18 protein-coding genes are annotated in these 17,396 nt (G+C 71.7%); 8 read left to right on the top strand and 10 right to left on the bottom strand.

Annotation, left to right across the window (positions count from 1 at the left end):
- Positions 1-126: 126 nt before the first annotated feature.
- The 6 genes from N5096_RS16655 to N5096_RS09730 all read right to left on the bottom strand — a co-directional run bounded on the left by N5096_RS16655 (position 127) and on the right by N5096_RS09730 (position 4,704).
- Positions 127-348, bottom strand: coding sequence for a DUF8106 domain-containing protein (locus N5096_RS16655; protein WP_464387855.1), 222 nt, complete (start codon positions 346-348; stop codon positions 127-129).
- 276 nt (positions 349-624) lie between these two features.
- Positions 625-1,410 carry a PHP domain-containing protein gene (locus N5096_RS09750; RefSeq protein ID WP_267664411.1) on the bottom strand — a complete coding sequence of 262 codons (786 nt, stop codon included), beginning with the start codon at positions 1,408-1,410 and terminating at the stop codon, positions 625-627.
- An 84-nt stretch (positions 1,411-1,494) separates the two neighbouring features.
- Positions 1,495-2,667: an MFS transporter gene (locus N5096_RS09745; RefSeq protein ID WP_267664295.1), complete on the bottom strand. Its 1,173-nt coding sequence runs from the start codon at positions 2,665-2,667 to the stop codon at positions 1,495-1,497.
- Between the two features lie 76 nt (positions 2,668-2,743).
- Entirely contained in the window at positions 2,744-3,310 is a 567-nt protein-coding gene (locus N5096_RS09740) for an MOSC domain-containing protein (protein ID WP_267664293.1), read from the bottom strand.
- Positions 3,307-3,714: a hypothetical protein gene (locus N5096_RS09735; protein WP_267664291.1), complete on the bottom strand. Its 408-nt coding sequence runs from the start codon at positions 3,712-3,714 to the stop codon at positions 3,307-3,309. Before N5096_RS09735 ends, N5096_RS09740 begins: the two co-directional genes overlap by 4 nt.
- A 72-nt stretch (positions 3,715-3,786) precedes the next feature.
- On the bottom strand, positions 3,787-4,704 hold the full coding sequence (locus N5096_RS09730; RefSeq protein WP_267664290.1) for a PLP-dependent cysteine synthase family protein: 918 nt from the start codon (positions 4,702-4,704) through the stop codon (positions 3,787-3,789).
- 126 nt (positions 4,705-4,830) lie between these two features.
- On the opposite strand from N5096_RS09730, the gene N5096_RS09725 reads away from it, so the two are divergent.
- Positions 4,831-5,211: a TlpA family protein disulfide reductase gene (locus tag N5096_RS09725; protein WP_267664289.1), complete on the top strand. Its 381-nt coding sequence runs from the start codon at positions 4,831-4,833 to the stop codon at positions 5,209-5,211.
- A gap of 28 nt (positions 5,212-5,239) precedes the next feature.
- Here the strand turns inward: N5096_RS09725 and N5096_RS09720 are convergent, their stop codons facing one another.
- From N5096_RS09720 to N5096_RS09710, 3 genes are all read right to left on the bottom strand, one after another.
- Positions 5,240-5,836: a DUF7109 family protein gene (locus N5096_RS09720; protein WP_267664288.1), complete on the bottom strand. Its 597-nt coding sequence runs from the start codon at positions 5,834-5,836 to the stop codon at positions 5,240-5,242.
- A 3-nt stretch (positions 5,837-5,839) separates the two neighbouring features.
- Entirely contained in the window at positions 5,840-7,045 is a 1,206-nt protein-coding gene (locus N5096_RS09715; protein WP_267664286.1) for a glycosyltransferase family protein, read from the bottom strand.
- Positions 7,046-7,144: 99 nt separating this feature from the next.
- Positions 7,145-8,329, bottom strand: a complete 1,185-nt coding sequence (locus tag N5096_RS09710; protein ID WP_267664285.1) for an MFS transporter — start codon at positions 8,327-8,329, stop codon at positions 7,145-7,147.
- 172 nt (positions 8,330-8,501) lie between these two features.
- Here N5096_RS09710 and N5096_RS09705 point away from each other — a divergent pair, with 172 nt between their 5' ends.
- On the top strand, positions 8,502-8,672 hold the full coding sequence (locus N5096_RS09705) for an HVO_0758 family zinc finger protein (protein ID WP_267664284.1): 171 nt from the start codon (positions 8,502-8,504) through the stop codon (positions 8,670-8,672).
- 137 nt (positions 8,673-8,809) lie between these two features.
- Here the strand turns inward: N5096_RS09705 and N5096_RS09700 are convergent, their stop codons facing one another.
- The gene (locus N5096_RS09700) at positions 8,810-9,937 is read right to left on the bottom strand and encodes an aldo/keto reductase (protein ID WP_267664283.1); all 1,128 of its coding nucleotides are present in this window, start codon (positions 9,935-9,937) and stop codon (positions 8,810-8,812) included.
- Between the two features lie 153 nt (positions 9,938-10,090).
- On the opposite strand from N5096_RS09700, the gene dacZ reads away from it, so the two are divergent.
- From dacZ to N5096_RS09670, 6 genes are all read left to right on the top strand, one after another.
- Complete coding sequence (gene dacZ, locus N5096_RS09695) at positions 10,091-10,900, top strand: diadenylate cyclase DacZ (protein WP_267664281.1); 810 nt, start codon at positions 10,091-10,093, stop codon at positions 10,898-10,900.
- A gap of 6 nt (positions 10,901-10,906) precedes the next feature.
- Positions 10,907-11,695 carry a mechanosensitive ion channel domain-containing protein gene (locus N5096_RS09690; RefSeq protein WP_267664280.1) on the top strand — a complete coding sequence of 263 codons (789 nt, stop codon included), beginning with the start codon at positions 10,907-10,909 and terminating at the stop codon, positions 11,693-11,695.
- Between the two features lie 107 nt (positions 11,696-11,802).
- Positions 11,803-12,462, top strand: a complete 660-nt coding sequence (locus N5096_RS09685; RefSeq protein WP_267664279.1) for a GNAT family N-acetyltransferase — start codon at positions 11,803-11,805, stop codon at positions 12,460-12,462.
- A gap of 73 nt (positions 12,463-12,535) precedes the next feature.
- Entirely contained in the window at positions 12,536-14,980 is a 2,445-nt protein-coding gene (locus N5096_RS09680; RefSeq protein ID WP_267664278.1) for a DEAD/DEAH box helicase, read from the top strand.
- 112 nt (positions 14,981-15,092) lie between these two features.
- Positions 15,093-15,539 (top strand): phosphate-starvation-inducible PsiE family protein, encoded by a 447-nt coding sequence (locus N5096_RS09675; RefSeq protein WP_267664276.1) that lies wholly within the window; start codon positions 15,093-15,095, stop codon positions 15,537-15,539.
- A gap of 53 nt (positions 15,540-15,592) precedes the next feature.
- Positions 15,593-17,116, top strand: coding sequence for a cryptochrome/photolyase family protein (locus N5096_RS09670; protein ID WP_267664275.1), 1,524 nt, complete (start codon positions 15,593-15,595; stop codon positions 17,114-17,116).
- Positions 17,117-17,396: the final 280 nt, after the last annotated feature.

The following is a 17,396-nucleotide window of genomic DNA, read 5'->3' as shown; positions in this document are numbered from 1 at the left end:
TCCACGGCGTGAACGCCGTGGTATTGCGCCTGTTCAGCGTATAAGAACAGTTGACATCTTCCTCCGCGTAAAGGCGGGGGAATCCGAGGACGGGCTCTCCCAGGTGAACTGCTGGATACTCGTGAGTCAGTCTTCGGGCGCGAAGCGAAGCGATCCGCGGGTCCCTGCGGTCAGCGCTTCCCGATTAGGGTGGGAATCAATCGTCCTGCCACATTCAGGACACCCACAGGTCGTGGAATCGACGAGTTCGTGGGTGATCCAGTCTGCGTTGATGTGACTCTCGTGACCACACTCGGGACAGTAGAGGATCGCTTTCCCGGTCGGCTCGCGCCCGGCAGAAACTGTCATTTGTGTATGGATCTTCACCGTGTGGAAACGCAACAGGGAGGTGGGCTCGTGCGAAACGCCGCGGGGATATCTCCGTCACAGTACAGGATAGGGTAGGGAGACGGATGACCCTCTTGCACGGTCCATCAGGGGGCATAATGCCCTCATTCGTCTCCATTACGATTCCAAGCGACACCGAGTTCCGCAGTTCGATCGGGCGTACGCCGGATCGAGCCAGCAGCGCCCTAGGCTGCCTCGTTCGACGTAACGTGGCTTCGACGACCCCGACCGGCCCCGTCAGTTGTCTTCGACCAGCTCCTCGCCCATGACCGGGTCGAGTCCCCGCCGGTTCAGCTCCGCCTCGATCTCGCGGAGCCGGGGCGAGATCTCGTCCGGCTCGTGGCTGTCGGTCCCGACGGTCACGCGCGCGTCGGCGTCGACGAGCCGGTCGAGGAACGCGGGAGCCGGGTGGAACTCCCCGTAGTCGTCGAGGAGCCGACCGGCGTTGATCTCGGGGACGGTCCGCGAGCCCCGGAAGGCGTCGGCGACCGCGGCGTACTGCTCCTCGGTCGCGAACCCGCGGAGGTGCGGGTTGCGCTCGATCAGATCCGGGTGCGCGGCGATCGCGAACAGCTCCGAGTCGATCAGCGCGACCAGCTTCTCGAAGTACCGGTCGACGAGCGCGCGCCGCTCCGATTCGGGCTTATCGGCGAAATGGGGCCGCGCGTGGACGTTCGCGCCGTCGAGCTCGTGGACGCTGCCGACCGCGTAGTCGAACTCGGCCTCGGCGAGGAAGTCGGCGATCGCCGTCTCGTGGTCGGGGTCGTAATCCATCTCCACGGCGTCGAACACGTCGATCGCGGCGTCCTCCCGCACCGCCTCGATCGCCTGCCGGCGTCGCTCGTAGGTCAGGTCGAGGTTGAAGCCGAGCGCGCGCTTGTACCGCTCCGCGCCGGCCTCGGGCGAGACGTTGCAGTGGTCCGTGAGCCCGATCCCGTCCAGTCCCGCGTCCGCAGCGGCGTCCACCATCCACCGCAGGAACGCCCCGTCCGAGTAGTTCGTGTGGGCGTGGTAATCGTACACGCGCATTCGTAGGCCCCGCGTCGACTCGTAGCTTCGGGTCCGCGGGCGTCGAGGGGGTCCCTTCGGGCCCGCGTCGGCGACGCCTCAGTACCCGGTCCCGAGCGCCCGGTTCGCGACGAGTACGGCGAACGTGACGCCGAACAGCGCCGCCAGGATCGCGAAGGAGACGCCCCAGCCGAACAGGTCGGCCGCGAGCCCGACACCGAAGGAGCCAGCGGAGCCGATCACGGTGTAGACGGTCCGGACGAGCCCGAACCCGGTTCCCCGCTCCGCGTCGCTGAGCGCGTCCATGAACCGCGGGTCGATCGCCGAGAAGAAGCTCGCGCCGGAGCCGGCCAGCAGCACCGCGACCGCGACGCCCGCGATCCCGGGCCCGAGGACGAACGAGGCGGTGCCGACCGCGCCCGCGAGCATCGCCGCGCCGATGGCGACGTCGCGACCCGCTCGGTCGGAGAGCCGGCCGAGCCCCACCTGCGCGACGGCCCGGACGACGAAGAACGCGGAGAAGACGCTCGCGGCGAACGCCGGCGAGTAGCCGCGGAACTCGACGAGGAAGGTGGGGAGAAACGACATCACGCCCTGCACCACGTAGGTGCCGGTCATCGCGATGAACAGCGGCAGGAGGACGCTCGGCCGCGAGAGGAGCTCGACCAGCGGCGCGAGCGCGAACCGCTCCCGCATCGCCTGGTCGGGGCGCCGCGGCTCGGTGGGCCGGACGCGCCACGCGAACAGCAGGAACACCGGCCCGCCGACCAGCGCGGCCAGCGCGACCGCGGGGCGCCAGCCGTACCGGAACCCCACCCACGCCGCGGCGACAGGCGCCACGAGCCCCGCGAGCGGACCGCCCACCGAGTGGAGACCGATGGCAGTCCCGAGATCGTCGAAGGTGCGCGAGAGCAGCGTCGTCGCCACCGCGTAGTGGAGGCCGGCGACGAGCCCCAACAGCACGGCCGCCAGCACGAACAGGGGGAAGACGGGGGCGAGGCCCAACACGACGCTCATCGCCGCGGTGCCGCCGACGGCGACGAGGATCACGAGGCGCTCGCCGTACCGGTCCGCGAGCACGCCGCTCGGGAACTGCGCGGCGCCGTACGCCAGCCACATCCCCGAGAGCGCGACGCCGATGGCGGTGTTCGACACCGCGAAGTCGTCGACGATGAGCGGGACGACGGGGCTGATCGCCAGCCTGGCGAAGTACGTCACCAGGAACGCGAGCATACACAGCGACAGCACCGTGTGGCGGTACTGCCAGCTCATCCGACGGTCACTGGCGAGTCGTCCGTCCGGTCCGGGGTCAACGCTTTCGATTCCGGAACCGCGGGCGGGGCGTCGGTCACTCCCCGTGAGAGCCGGGTCGGTTACCGCCCGCGGCCGACTCCTCCCGCAGCCGGTCCGCGATGGCGACGCCCGCGGTACGGGGGTCCGGCTCCGCGACGCCGACCGGGTCGCCGACAGCGACGCGTCCGGGCTCGACCACGTCGCAGCAGAGCCCGCCGCGGTTCTGCAGCGCCGACGCGAGCCCCTCCGCGCCGGCCAGCGCCTCGAGGTGCGCGCATGGCGGTCGGCGCCGGGTCGGTCGCAGGCGCGCGTCCCCGACCGCGACGGTCGCCTGCAGCAGGTCGTCCAAGCCCGGGCCGAACCCCTCGACGACGACGTTCCGACGGTGACGGCCGTCTGCGACGTCGGTCCCGGTCTCGTCCCGGACCGCGTCGAGCGCCTCGGCGGCCACGAGGGTGACGGCGCAGCCGTCGAGCCGGAAGGTCCCCTCGCCGCGTCGGTACCGGTCGCCCTCGACGCCCTCCGGGAGAATCTCGGCCGTCTCGTGGAGCTCGGGCGCCGCGCCGGCCTCGGGGGCGGTGACGATGCTCCGGACTTCGCCGCTCGCGTCGCCGTCGGTCACGCGGCGCCTCCGAGGAGGTCCGGGTCGCCCGGCCGCAGCCACTCCCGGTGCGCGTAGTAGACGGCGGCGACCGGCGGCGCGACCAACGACGCGAGCGCGTAGATCCATTTAAATAGGCCGAAGTCGGCGACCCCGCGCTCGTCCAGCGACAGCGCGTCGAGGAGGACCGCGGCGGTCGCGAGCGGCGCGAGGAGGTAGCCGTGGGCGAACGCGACGGCGGCGCCCGCCGGGGTGCCCGCCGAGAGCAGCGCCCAGTCGAGCGCGTAGAGGACGGTCCACCCGCCGGCGGCGACGGCGAGGACGGGGAGCCACGGGCCGTCGAACCGCCGGCCGGACGGCTCGGCGGCCGATCCGTCGGAGTCGTCGGACGAGCCGTCGTCGGGGGACACGGCGTGCGTGCTCACGGTCGAACTGGGGGTCGGACGATACTCAACGTTCGGGTCGGCGGCGGGCGGCTGCCGCGCCTTGCCGGCGGGCTACCCATCGAACGTCCCGGCAGTGAGATACCGCTCGCCGCTGTCCCAGAACACGGTGAGGACGAGCGGCTCGTCGCCGACGTACGCGCCAGACTCGCGGAGCTCCGCGGCGACCGCCTTCGCGGCGAGGTTCGAGGCGCCGGAGGACTGCCCGACGAGCAGCCCCTCCTCGCTGGCGAGCCGGCGGCACTCGGCCTCCGCGTCGCCGACGTCGACCGCGTGGGTCTCGTCGAGGAGGTCGACGTCGAGGTTCGGCGCGACGAACCCCGGCCCCATCCCCTGAAACGCGTCGTTCCCGGGCTCGTCCCCGGAGAGAACCGCGTTGTCGCTCGGCTCGACCGCGTCGATCCGGACGTCGGGGAAGGCCTCTCGGAGCCGACGACCGAGTCCGGAGAGGGTCCCCCCGGTCCCGACGCCGGCGACGAGCGCGTCGACGGTCCGGTCCCCGACCTGCTCGACGACCTCCGGGCCGGTCGTCTCGTAGTGGGCCCGCGGGTTCGCCGGGTTCTCGAACTGGCGGAGCTGGACCATCCCCCCCTCGGCCTCCAGCTCGTCGGCGCGCTCCTTTGCCGCGGAGATGTCGCCGTCGACGACCTCGAGGTCGGCGCCGTACGCGCGCATGAGCCGGCGGCGCTCCATCGACTTGCCGTCGGGCATCACGAGCGTCACGTCGTACCCCTTGACCGCGCCGACCATCGCCAGCCCGATGCCGGTGTTGCCCGAGGTCGGCTCGACGATCCCGTCGCCCGGCTCCAGATCGCCCGACTCCTCGGCGTCCTCGACCATGTACCGCGCCGGACGGTCCTTCGCGGAGCCGCCCGGGTTGCGCGACTCGACCTTCGCGGCCACCGTCGTCGCCGGCGGCGAGTCGACCCGCACCAGCGGCGAGCCGAGCCCCTCCAGCACGTCGTCGTCCATTGAGCGATCGAACGGGGCCGATACTCAAATGCCCGACGGACCGCGGCAAGACGCGTCTCTCCCGCTCCTCCCGCCGCGGTTGCCACCGGCGCGCCGTTTACAAGGGCTCCCGGCGTATCGGGCGGTATGACGCTCGAAACGCTCACGCCCGCGGCCGACGGCGACGCGCTCGACGACGAGGTCCCGGACGCGCTCGGGGCCGGCGACTACCGGTTCAAGGTGTGGGGCGGCGACTGGTGCGGCGACTGTCAGCGGCAGCTCCCGGCGTTCGCGGCCGCGCTCGACGCGGCCGGGGTCCCCGACGACCGGATCGAGGACTTCCCGGTCACGAAGGGCCCGGACGGCAAGGAGGGTGACGGGGTCGAGGAGTACGGGATCGACCTGATCCCGACCGTCGTGGTCGAGAGCGCCGATGGCGAGGAGCTCGCGCGCTTCGTCGAGGAGGCGGACGTCTCGATCGCGGCGTTCCTCGCCCGCGAGCTCGCCGAGGCCGAGGCGAGCGCCTGAGCCGCGACGCACCCGTTTCGGACACCGCTCACGAGTCCAGCTCGGCGACGATCCGCTCCCGGACGTCTCCGGCGTCGACCGGCGCCCACGCCTCGACGTCGTAGGTCACGTCGGCGAGGACCTCCAGCCGGTCGGCGTCGCCCTCGCCGATCGCCGCGACCGCGTCCTCGGAGAGCCGCGCGAGCGCCGCCGCCGAGAGCGCCTCGCGGTCCACGCCGCGTTCGGGCACGTCGAGGATGTGCGGGAGGTCCGCCGCGCCGTCCGGCAGCGACGGGAACGCCGCGGGTCCGACCGCGAGGGCGACGTCGTCGCCGTCGAGGCCCTCCCCGGGGTCGGCGACCGCCGCGGGGGCGCCGCCCGCGTTCGCGTCCCCGCCCTCGCCTTCCGAGAGCGCCGCGGGCGGCGCCGGCACCAGGGCGTACTCCGCGACGGCGACGTCGATCGCGGCGGCGATTGCGCCGTCGTCGACCTCGGCCCGCCGTTTAAAAGCGAGCTCCGACAGCGCGCGCGAGAGCTCCGCGCGGGTGAGCCAGCCGAACAGGTCGACGACGCCGGCGAGGTCGTCGCGCGCGGCCGCGCTCGGCGCGTCTGCTCCCGGGCCGTCCGGGTCGCTCTCTCCGGCCACGCGTTAGTCCTCCCCCGGCGCCGGATCGGAAGGGGGAGACGCCGCCTGTCGGTGGCCGTTGCCGCGGACGTCGGTCTCGCCGGTCGGGGCGCTCGTACCGGCCCCTTCTTCCGACGCCTCCGCGAGGTCGGCTCGGGCCGCCTCGGCGACCTCGGCCGGGGTGACCGGCGCGTCGCGCCACGCCGGGAGCCGGGTGTCCGGCCCCGGCGCGCCAAGCGCGTCGGCGTACGTCGCGACCTGCGAGCGCTCGTCGCCGCGGTCGTAGCCGAGGCCGTTGAACGCGGCGTCGGTCTCGTAGCCGTCTATCAGCCCCGCCGCCGCCTCGCGGTAGCGGTCGGCCAGCCCGTCGTAGTCGACGCCGACCCCGCTCTCCTCGACCGCTCGGAGCGTCGCCTCCCCGACCGCGCGGCTCATGTCGGCGAGGCCGGTCGGCCCGTCGACGGAGCGGTGGTCGTGCTCGTAGCGGCCGAGGTCGACCTGCGCGCTCCCCGCGAAGCCGGCGTGCGCGTACGCCTCGCCGAGCGTCCCGACCTCCAGGCCCCAGCCGCGCTGGACGCGGAGCTTCGAGACGAGGTCGGTCGTCGCCGCGAACTCCCCGGCGAGCGCGTACCGGAAGGATTCGAGGTACTCGATCACGCCGGAATCTCGGCGCTCGGTGGCGGCGGCGAGCGCCCGGACGAGCGGCCGGAAGAACAGCCGGAAGAGCCGGCCGTACAGCGCCCCGTCCTCGACGCGGGCGTAGTATCCCTTCGAGAACGAGTGGCCGTTCGCGACCGGGAACAGCAGGCGATCGACGAACGCCGGCGAGTACGTCTTCGTGTCGGCGTCGTGGACGACGACGTACTCCTCCTCCAGGGCTCGGCCGAGGGCGAGCCACACGTCCCGCCCCTTCCCGCGCTCCCCGTCGAGCCCGCGATCGGCGAGCAGCGCCGTGAGTCGCGGACCGCCGCACCAGAGCGTCTCCACGTCGAGGTCGAACTCGGCGAGCCACCGGGCGAAGGGACCGACGCGGTCGGGCGGGGCCCGGAGGGGGACGATCACCCGGCCGGGATCGACGGTCTCCAGCGCCGAGAGGACGCGTTCGGCCGCGAGCGTGCCGTACTCGCGCTCCGTCATCGGGACCACGACCGCCGCCCGGCCGGCCGGGGCGTCCGGCCGGTGGTCGGTCAACGCGTGCAGCGTCGTCACGCGCTCTTGCACGTACTCCATTTATGCGTTACACGGACGGGACGCCCTAAATAGGTGCGATACCCGCGGTCCGTGCCGGCAGGGGCCGCGGGCGCCGACCGCGGGCCGTGCCCCCGATCCTCACGCCGCCGGCTCCGCGCCCGCCGCGCCGCCCGGGACGCGACCCATGCGCTCCAAGGCGGCGTACGCGACGACGACCGCGCCGAGCCCCCCGGAGAGCCCGAGGAACACGACGTCGTAGGCGATCCCGGCCTCGATCGCCTCGCCGACGACCCACGAGCCGGCCGCCTGCGTCGTCATCATCCCGGCGGAGTAGACGGCGTACGCCGACGCCCGGGACCCGTCCGGGAGCGACGCCAGGAGGTAGGTGTCGCTGGCGGGGAACAGCATGTGAATGGCGAAGCCAACCGCGACGCTGGCGAGGACGACGGCGACGGTCCCGGAGGCGACGACCACGAGGACGACGCTGCCGATGAACGCCGTCACGATCCCGAGCAGGTACGGGACGTGCGGCAGTCGGTCGGCGAGGTCGCCGGAGACGAGGAACGCGGGCACGCCGGCCGCGAAGATCACCGTCAGGAGGTTGCGGGCGGTCGCCGGCGCGAGCCCCTTGTCTATCATGTACAGCTCGTAGAAGTTGAACAGGCCCTGCCAGACGAACGCCGTGAGCCCTATCAACACGACCGCCGCCAGGACCAGCTTCCACTCGGAGAGCGCGCCGCCGACGAAGTCGGTGTCGCCCGCGCCGGCGTCCGGGAGGTCGGTCCGCGAGGCGAGGAGGACGAAGGCGACGGTCGTCACGGCCGCGGCGACCGCGAGCCCGTAGAAGGCGAGCCGCCAGTCGTACCACAGCGCGACGGTGACGACCGGGGCGGCGGCGACCGCGGCGAGCTGGCTCGCCATCCCGTGGACGCCCATCACGCGCCCGACGCGCTCGGGGAACAGCTCGGCGACGAACGGGTTCGCGGCGACGAAGTAGACGCCCGAGGCAAGACCGATCGCGAACGCGGCGACCATCAGCGTCGGCACGCCGGGCGCCAGCGCGACGCCGAGCGCCCCGACGGTGAGCATCGCTCCCGAGGCCAGGACGACCAGGCGGCGGGAGAACCGCGTGAGCGCCCAGCCGGCCGGGAGCCGCGGCGCGGCCGACCCGAGCCACGCGAGCGTGACGATGAGCCCGGCGGTCCCCTCGCCGATCGCGAACTCGCCGATGAACTCCCCCACGAGCGGCGCGAACACGACGCGCGCGAAGTTGACGAGGAAGACGAGGGCGCAGAGCGAACCGAACAGCCGGGTCCGTGACACGGACGCGCTTCGCGTCGCCCGGAGACAAGCGTTGCGAAAGCGAGGCGCCGCGGTACGCTCTTGCGTGTCGCGCCCCCGGACGAGCGCCGCCCGCCCCGTCGCGGCCGGCCCCCTCGCCGTGTGACTCGCGTCGTACGGGGTTTTTATACCCCCACGCGATCAACCGGAACACATGAAATCGACGCGCAAGGGACTCCGCGACGGCGACCTGTTCAAGGACACCTACGAGCGCCTGAACTGCGCCGACTGCGAGCAGGTGCTGAAAAAGAAGAACGACCCCGACGAGGTGTTCTCGGTCCGGGTGTGTCCCGAGTGCGAGGCGACGTTCAAAGAGCTCCGCTGACCGGAACCGTCGCGGTACGGCCCGCAGATCGACCACTCTGTCCCCGCGCGTCGCGTTCTCGCCCTCCGTTCGGTCTCCGCTCTGTTCCCTTCGACACGCGATCGAGGGGCCGCCTGTTCGCTCGAAGAGCCGCGCGTTCACTCGAAGACGGCGTCGAACGCCGACGCGCCGAGCGGGTCGAAGGTGCCGGACGCGACGTTCTCGCGCACGTGGTCCTGGTCGCTCGTACCGACCAGCGAGGAGGTGACCCCCGGCGCGCTCCGGGCGAAGTTGAGCGCGCGCTGCGCCGGCGTCTCGCCGGCGAGGGTCGCGTCGACGTCGGCCGGAATCGCCCCCTCGCTCGCGAGCTCCCCCTGTCCGATGCTCGCGCTCGTCACGACCGAGAGCCCCGCCTCGTGGGCGAACTCCAGCGTCGAGACCGGGTCGGCGTTCGCGCCCCCGTCGGCGTCGGACGGCTCGGGTAGGCGTTGGTTCCGCCGCGTGAACGCGTCCGCCATCGCGACGTTGAATGGGAGCTGTACCGCCTCGAACCCGTGGTCGTCGTCGGGGCCGACCGCCTCCCCGGCCGCCTCCGCCCGCGAGAGGACCGTCGCGAGCGAGAGGTACCGCTCGTCGCCCTCGGGGACGCGGAAGGCGTCCCACGTCGCGACGCCGTAGGCCCCGATGTCGCCCGCGACGCGCCGACGCTCCAGGGCCTCGAACGCGGCCTCCAACTGGTCGTACACCGCCTCGCGGGAGCGTTCCGCGAGCTGCGTCTCCGGGTTGTGGAGATAAAAGCAGTCGACGGCGTCGAGGTCGAGCCGGTCCAGCGAGCGGTCCAGCGACCACTCCAGGTAGTCGGGGGCGATCGCGTGCGCGCCGTTCACGAGGTCGGCGGCGTCAACGATCCCCTCAGCGAGGAAGCGGTCGCGGACGTACGCCGCGGGGTCGTCGGGCCGCTCGCCGTCGAACGGGAGGAACCCGCCCTTCGTCGCCACCACGACCGCGTCGCGGTCGATCGGGGACGCTTCGATCGCCTCGCCGACGACGCGCTCGGCGCGCCCGCAGCGGTAGTTGACCGCGGTGTCGACGTGGTTCACGCCGGAGCGGAGCGCGAGGCCGATCGCCTCGCGGGAGGCGTCGTCGACCGCGCCGGTCGGCTCGCCGAGGTAGGTCCCGATCCCGACGCTGGAGGCCACGCCCGGCCCGAAGCGTCGGAAGTAGGTCCGGCCGAAGGCGTCGCCGAAGCGGTCGCGGTAGGCCCACAGCGCGTCGCTGGTCGACATGTTCGTCCGATCGGTGGCGGCGCGGGGAGAAAAGTCGCGCGGCGTCGCATCGGCGCGCGACCGGCGGCGCTCGTTTCTCACGTGCGGAGCGTGTCAGACGTCCGCATGACCCCGACACAACGACTATACGTCGTCCGGGAGTTGCTTCGAGCAATGGCCTCGCTCACCGACCACCTGTCCGATCTCGTCGCGGACGCGGACGCGGTGCTGCTGTTCTCGCCGGCGAGCTCCTTCCACGACCGGTTCGAGGACGGCGACACGGAGATCGTCGTCGTCGCCCCCGACAACGACGTCGACGCCGGGACGTTCGTCGAACTCCCCCTCCCGTTCGAGAACGTCAAAGACCGGATCCGGTTCGGAATCGAGGGCGCGATGGACGCCGAACTGGTCAGCGAGGGCGACGAGGTCGTCTGTATCGCCTCGGTCTTCGATGGGGGCTCGGACGCGGTGATCCGCGTCACCGTCGACGAGACGATCCACACCGGCATCTACGACCTGTTCGTCCACTCCCGCGCGGAGCCCAGCGTGATCCGCGACGTCTTCGAGGTCGCGATCGAGCTCGGACAGAAGGGGCAGAAGGGGAAGCCGGTCGGCGCGCTGTTCGTCGTCGGCGACGCGGGGAAGGTGATGAACAAGTCCCGCCCGCTGTCGTACAACCCCTTCGAGAAGTCGCACGTCCACGTCGGCGACCCCATCGTCAACGTGATGCTCAAGGAGTTCTCGCGGCTGGACGGCGCGTTCGTCGTCTCCGACTCCGGGAAGATCGTCTCCGCGTACCGCTACCTCGAACCCGGCGCGGAGGGCGTCGACATCCCGAAAGGGCTCGGCGCGCGACACATGGCGGGCGGCGCGATCACCCGGGACACGAACGCGACGTCGATAGTGCTCTCGGAGTCGGACGGCCTCGTCCGGGCGTTCAAGACGGGCGAACTCGTCTTGGAGATCGATCCGGAGGAGTACTGACCACCCATGCTCGCGGCACAGAACGCCTTCGCGGAGTTCGCGGGTAGCGTCCCCGAGCGACTGTGGCTCGCGCTGTTCGTGCTCGTTTTCGGCCTGATCGCAGCGTTCCTGGTCGGGATAATAAACCGGCGGCTACTGACCCGGGCCGGTGTCCCGGAGGCGATCGAGGGGACCACCTTCGAGCACACCGTCCGGGAGTTCAACACGTCGACCGTCCGGATCCTGGCGCAGCTGTCCAGCTACTTCATCGTCGCCATCACGATCATCGTCGCCCTCACCGTCGCCGAGGTGAACTACCTCGACCGGTTCTGGTCCTCGGTCGCCGCCTTCCTCCCGCGCCTGTTCGTCGCCGTGGTCGTCATGATCGTCGGCGTCGTCGTCGGCGACAAGGCGGAACTCCTCGTCGCCGAGCGGCTCCGCGGGATCAAGCTGCCGGACCTCGGCGTGTTGCCGCCGCTCGTGAAGTACAGCGTCGTCTACGTCGCCGCGCTGGTCGCGCTCGGACAGGTGGGCGTCCAGACGCTCGCGCTGGTCGTGCTGCTCGCGGCGTACGCGCTGGCCGTCGTGCTGTTCGCCGCGCTGGCGACGAAAGACCTCGTCGCGAGCGCCGCCGCCGGGGTGTTCCTCCTGCTCCGGGAGCCGTACGGCATCGGCGACGAGGTGAAGGTCGCCGGCGAGCGCGGCGTCGTGCAGGAGGTTGACCTGTTCGTCACGCACATCGAGGCCGACGGAGAGGACCACATGATACCCAACCACTCGGTGTTCCGCGACGGGATCGTCCTGATCCGGGAGTGAGACCGGTGCGATCCGGGGGTGATCCCCGCCCTGCATCCCCGCCCCCCGTTCCCACGCCGTGGGAGCAGCTATCACGATATATCCCCGCGAGCGACCAACCCGCACCTATGAGCCACGACGCTACCGCCGCCTGCGACGGCTGGGACGGCAGCGAGTGCGAGGGGACGGTCCACTGTCCGCCGCGCTGTCCGCGCTTCGTGGACAAGGAGGGATCCCGGTTGACGGTCCGGCCCGCGGTCGACGGGGACGCTGCCCCGCTCGCCGAGATGTACGAAGGGTTCGACTCGGGTGACCGCGCCCAGGGGCTCCCGCCGGTGACGCGGGACCGCCGCGCGCAGTGGATCGAGTCGATGCTGACCGAGGGGAGCGACGTCGTCGCCGAGCGCGACGGCGAGCTGTACGGCCACGCGATGTACACGCCGACGGACGCGGCGCGCCCCGAGCTCGCGGTGTTCGTCCACCCGACGATGCAGGGGCAGGGCGTCGGCACCGAGCTCTGCCGACACGTGATCGCGGACGCCGCCGCCGCGGGACGCGAGGGGCTCGAACTCCACGTCGAGAGCGGCAACCGCGTCGCGCGCCGCGTCTACCGGACCGTCGGGTTCGAGCTCGCCGAACGCCGGGGTGACCTCCGCATGGAACTCGACCTCGACGACCCGGTCGCGACCGAAGTGCGCTGGCCGCCCTTGGCGCGCCTCGGACCCGCCGAATCGGAGGCCGACGGGGCGCCGGTCGCCGGTCGCTCCCGCGTCCCGGCAGACGACTGACCGATCCGGACGCTCCGTCTCGGTCTCGGCGACCGCAACGATTACGACCGGCCGACCCCACAGTACCGTAGCCGTGGAGGACGCCATCGACTGGCTGCGGAACCGGCCGTTCTACGAGGGACAGATCGCGGAGCAACGCCGCCTCCCCGCCCGCGAGCCGACGTACCGCGATATCGACCTCGCGCCCCGGATGGCCGACGCGCTCGCGAAAGACGGGATCGACCGCCTCTACCGCCACCAGGCCGACGCGATCGAGGCGGTCCGCGACGGCGACGACGTCGCGCTCGCCACCGAGACCGCGAGCGGGAAGTCGCTCGCGTACACCGTCCCCGCCTTCGAGGCCGCGATGGACCACGGGGGCCGGACCCTCTACGTCGGCCCCCAGAACGCGCTCATCGCCGACCAGGAGGAGAGCCTGAGCGAGCTCGCTCACGGGCTCGGCTTCGGCAGCGGCGTCTCCGTCGGCTCGTACACCGGTCGGCTCTCTCGGAGCGAGAAGCGGGACGTGCGCGACCGGGAGCCGACCGTGTTGCTGTCGAACCCCGACATGCTCCACTACGCGCTACTCCCGTACGCCGGGCGCCTGTGGGACTGGTTCTTCTCCTCGCTGGAGTACGTCGTGATCGACGAGATTCACAGCTACCGCGGGGTGTTCGGCTCGCAGGTCGCCATGACGATGCGCCGGCTCGCGCGGACCTGCGAACGCTTCGGCTCGAGCCCGCGGTTCGTCTGCTGCTCGGCGACAATTAACAACCCCGTCGAACACGTCGCGTCGGTGACGGGCCGCGACCCGGACGGGATAACGCTCGTGGACGAGGACGCGTCGGGCCGCGGGCCGCGCGACTGGGTGCTGTGGAACCCGCCGGAGTACGACGACAACTGGCAGGAGCGCGGGAGCGGTCGCCGGAAGTCGAGTCACACGGAGAGCAAGCGGCTCTTCTGTGACCTCGTGACGGCCGGCGAGCAGACGCTGGCGTTCACGCGGGCCAGACAGACCGCCGAGCAGTACGCCACCGACAGCGCGAGCGACCTCCGGGACCGCGGCGAGCGCGACCTCGCGGGGAGGGTCGGCGCGTACCAAGCCGCCCTGAACGACGACCGGCGCCGAGAGATCGAGGCCGACCTCCACGCCGGCGACCTCAGGGGGGTCTGGTCGACGAGCGCCCTGGAGCTCGGCGTCGACGTCGGCGGGCTCGACGCCGTGATCCTGGACGGCTACCCCGGGACGCGGATGTCCGCCTTCCAGCGCGCGGGCCGGGCCGGCCGCGGAGACGACCCCGCCCTCGTGGTGATGGTCGGCGGGGAGGACCAGCTCGACCAGTACCTGATGAACAACCCCGCCGACTTCTTCGAGGCGCCGCCCGAGGACGCGATCTGCGACCCCGAGAACGCCCAGCTGCTCCCCGGCCACGTCGCCTGCGCGGCCGACGAGAGCTGGCTCTCGCCCGACGACGAGCGCTTCTTCGGCGAGACGTTCCCGGGCGTCGTCGGGGACCTCACCGACGAGGGGACCTTGGAGAGGCGGGAGACCGCCGACGGAATCAGGTGGACCCACGCCGGGTCGTCGAGCCCGCAGCAGTCCGTGAGCCTCCGGACCGTCGGTGACCGGGAAGTCGACCTGATCGACTCCTCCCGGAGCGAGACGGTCGCCTCGCTCGGGTTCGGCGACGCCCTGCGCGACGCGCACCCCGGCGCGATCTACCACCAGCAGGGGCGCACCTACGAGGTGACGGCGCTGGACCTCGACCGCGACGTCGCCGAGCTGCAGTCGTCGTGGGCGGACTACTACACCCAACCCCTCACCGAGAAGGACATCGTCGTGAACGAGGACCTCGCGGAGCGAGAGCTGTCGGCGCGCCCCGACGTCCCGGTCCGGCTCGCGGACGTGACCGTGACCGAGCGGATCACGGGGTTCGTCCGCAAGGACGCCAAGACCGGCGAGTCGCTCGGGGAGTCGACGCTCGACCTCCCGGAGACGACGCTGCGGACGAAGGCGCTGTACTTCCCGGTCCCCGCCGACATAGAGTCGGAGATGCGGGCGATCGGCGCCCGAGACGGGGACGACGCCGGCGCCGAGGCGGCGACTGACGGCAGCGGGGAGGCCACTGGCGGAGAGGCGGCGACCGGGGGCGGGGCGGGCGCGCCCGGCGGCGAGTACGCCTTCAACGGCGGGATCCACGCGGCCGAACACGGGATCATCTCTCTGTTCCCGTTCCACCTCCTCTGCGACCGCGCCGACGTCGGCGGCATCTCGACCCCGTACCACCCGCACACCGACGCGCCGGCGGTGTTCGTCTACGACGGCTACCCCGGCGGCGTCGGGCTCACCCGTCGCGGACACGAGCGGGTCGAGGAGCTGATGGCCCGCACCGCGCGGCTCATCGACGGCTGCGACTGCGAGGGCGGCTGTCCGGCCTGCGTCCAGTCCCCGCACTGCGGTAACGCCAACGACCCGCTCGCGAAGGCGCCTGCCGTGCGGCTGTTGGAGGCCTTGACCGGTACCGAGTCGGGTCGCTGATCGGGGCGGGATCGGGTCGCCGACCCCAGTCCCGTCCGGACAGGTCGCGAGACCCGGGAGGCCGCGACCACCACCCCAACTGACTTGCCCGCGGCCCCCGACCGTTCCGTCGATGCGGCTCGATCTCGACGAGGCGGCCGACCCCGCGGCCCGGGCGATGGAGTGGCTCGTCCTCAGCGCGGCGTACTTCCTCCTCCTCCTGTTTCTCATCGGCGTGTTCGACCTGTTCGTCTCCCTGTACCGCCTCCTCGTCACGGGAAGTTTCACCGACCCGGCCGAGGTGGTCGGACTGCTCGACAGCGTTCTGCTGCTGTTGATCCTCGTTGAGGTCCACCGGACGCTCGTGGCGTACGCGCGCGGTCAGCCCGTCCTCCGGATCGTCGTGAGCGCCGCGATCATCGCCGTCTCCCGACGGGTGATCAGCTTTCGGCTGGAGGATTACGGCGGTGGCAACGAGGCGCTGCTCGCGGCCGGAGCGCTCGGCATCCTGATACTCACGCTCACGGTCGGCTACTTCCTGCTCGATCGCGTCAGCGTCCCGGGTCGGTTGGAGCTCTGACCGCGGCGCGTCGCCGCCGGTGGTTTCACGGTCCTCGCATCCGTGATGATCCCATGGAACTGTTCTGGCACCGGCGGGACCTCAGAGCCGCCGACAACGTCGGGCTCGCGACCGCCGCCGACCGAGGGGAGGTCGCGGGCGTGTTCGTCTTCGACGACGACGTGCTCGCCCACGCGAGCGACGTGCGGGTCCGACGCCTGCTCGACGGGCTCGCGGCGCTGCGAGACGACTATCGCGACCGCGGGAGCGACCTCGTCGTCGCGCGCGGCGACCCCGAGACCGTCCTCCCCGAACTGGCGGACGCGCTCGACGCCGACCGCGTCGTCTGGAACCGGGACTACTCGGGGGTCGCGCGGGAGCGCGACGCCGAGGTCCGGAAGGCGCTCAACGAGGCCGGGATCGAGCGCGAGGCCCACCACGACGCGGTGTTGCACACTCCGGACTCGATCCGGACGAACGCCGGCGACCCGTACTCGGTGTACACCTACTACTGGCGGAAGTGGACCGACCGGCAGACCGACCCGCCGGCGCCGACGCCCGAGGAGACGGACCTCGCTGACGCCAACGCGTTGGCCGCAGCGGTGGGGGCCGACGACGGTGCCCTCGCCGACGGCGGCGCCGCGATCGACCGCGTCACCGTCGGCGACCTGCCCGCGCCCGCGGACCTGGGCTTCGCGGAACCCGACGCCGACGTCGGTCCGGCAGGGACGGCGGCCGCCCGCGAGCGGCTCGACGACTTCCTCTCGGAGGCGGTGTTCGGATACGACGCGGAGCGCGACTACCCGGCCCGCGAGGCGACCTCCCGGATGTCCGCGTTCTTGAAGTACGGCGAGATCGGGGTACGTGAGGCGTACGAGGCGACGAAAGAGGCGATGGCCGTCGCGGAGGAGCGGGCGGGGGAGAGCGGGGACGGGGACGGGACTGACGACGACGAGGGGCCCGTCGCCGCGGTCGAGGAGTTCCAACAGCAGCTCGCGTGGCGGGAGTTCTACACGCAGGTGTTGTACCACAACCCCGAGGTGGTGTCCGAGAACTACAAGGAGTACGAGGAGGGGATCGAGTGGCGCGACGACCCCGAGGAGATCGCGGCGTGGAAGCGGGGCGAGACCGGCTACCCCATCGTCGACGCCGGGATGCGGCAGCTCCGCGAGGAGGCGTTCATGCACAACCGCGTGCGGATGATCGTCGCCTCCTTCCTCACGAAGGACCTGCTCGCGGACTGGCGGCACGGCTACGACCACTTCCGGGAGCGGTTGGCCGACCACGACACCGCCAACGACAACGGCGGGTGGCAGTGGGCGGCCTCCACGGGGACCGACGCGCAGCCCTACTTCCGCATCTTCAACCCCATGACGCAGGGCGAGCGCTACGACCCCGACGCGGAGTACATCACGGAGTACGTCCCCGAGCTTCGGGGGGTCGATGCCGACCTGATCCACGAGTGGAACGAGCTGTCGCCGACGCAACGCGCGAACGCGGCGCCGGAGTACCCGTCGCCGATCGTCGACCACTCCGAGCGACGCGAGGACGCGCTGGCGATGTACAAGCGGGCGCGCGGCGAGGACCCGGACGAATAATCGGACGATGTTGGGGGATACGCCGTCGCTGCGACGAGGAAGACCTCCGAAGTCCCAGCCGTTCGTTTATAAATGGTTGCCGGTAGATCGATTGCGAACACCTCCAAAGCCCCAGCCGTGAGGCGGTCGCACGCTCGCTGTGCTCCTCGTCGCTCGTTTCACTCGCTCCTGCGGTGCTTACGTCGCCTGCGACCGCCTCACGGCTGCCCCTTTGCGTCCCGCCCGGCCGCACCCCAACCGCTCCTCACACCTCCCCAGCCTCGGGGGGGGGGGGGGGGGG

Origin of the sequence: Halorubrum yunnanense (assembly GCF_026586675.1) — an archaeon.
In the GTDB taxonomy this organism is placed as follows: Archaea; Halobacteriota; Halobacteria; order Halobacteriales; family Haloferacaceae; genus Halorubrum; species Halorubrum yunnanense.
The sequence above is the reverse complement of the archived record's forward strand: the minus strand, read 5'-3'. Positions and strand labels throughout refer to the sequence as shown.

Bases quoted from the DNA above. Each gene is read 5' to 3' on its own strand.
- N5096_RS16655 (WP_464387855.1), bottom strand. From the start codon at position 348: ATGACAGTTTCTGCCGGGCGCGAGCCGACCGGGAAAGCGATCCTCTAC.
- N5096_RS09745 (WP_267664295.1), bottom strand. From the start codon at position 2,667: ATGAGCTGGCAGTACCGCCACACGGTGCTGTCGCTGTGTATGCTCGCG.
- N5096_RS09730 (WP_267664290.1), bottom strand. From the start codon at position 4,704: ATGGACGACGACGTGCTGGAGGGGCTCGGCTCGCCGCTGGTGCGGGTC.
- N5096_RS09725 (WP_267664289.1), top strand. From the start codon at position 4,831: ATGACGCTCGAAACGCTCACGCCCGCGGCCGACGGCGACGCGCTCGAC.
- N5096_RS09715 (WP_267664286.1), bottom strand. From the start codon at position 7,045: ATGGAGTACGTGCAAGAGCGCGTGACGACGCTGCACGCGTTGACCGAC.
- N5096_RS09705 (WP_267664284.1), top strand. From the start codon at position 8,502: ATGAAATCGACGCGCAAGGGACTCCGCGACGGCGACCTGTTCAAGGAC.
- N5096_RS09700 (WP_267664283.1), bottom strand. From the start codon at position 9,937: ATGTCGACCAGCGACGCGCTGTGGGCCTACCGCGACCGCTTCGGCGAC.
- dacZ (WP_267664281.1), top strand. From the start codon at position 10,091: ATGGCCTCGCTCACCGACCACCTGTCCGATCTCGTCGCGGACGCGGAC.
- N5096_RS09690 (WP_267664280.1), top strand. From the start codon at position 10,907: ATGCTCGCGGCACAGAACGCCTTCGCGGAGTTCGCGGGTAGCGTCCCC.
- N5096_RS09685 (WP_267664279.1), top strand. From the start codon at position 11,803: ATGAGCCACGACGCTACCGCCGCCTGCGACGGCTGGGACGGCAGCGAG.
- N5096_RS09675 (WP_267664276.1), top strand. From the start codon at position 15,093: ATGCGGCTCGATCTCGACGAGGCGGCCGACCCCGCGGCCCGGGCGATG.
- N5096_RS09670 (WP_267664275.1), top strand. From the start codon at position 15,593: ATGGAACTGTTCTGGCACCGGCGGGACCTCAGAGCCGCCGACAACGTC.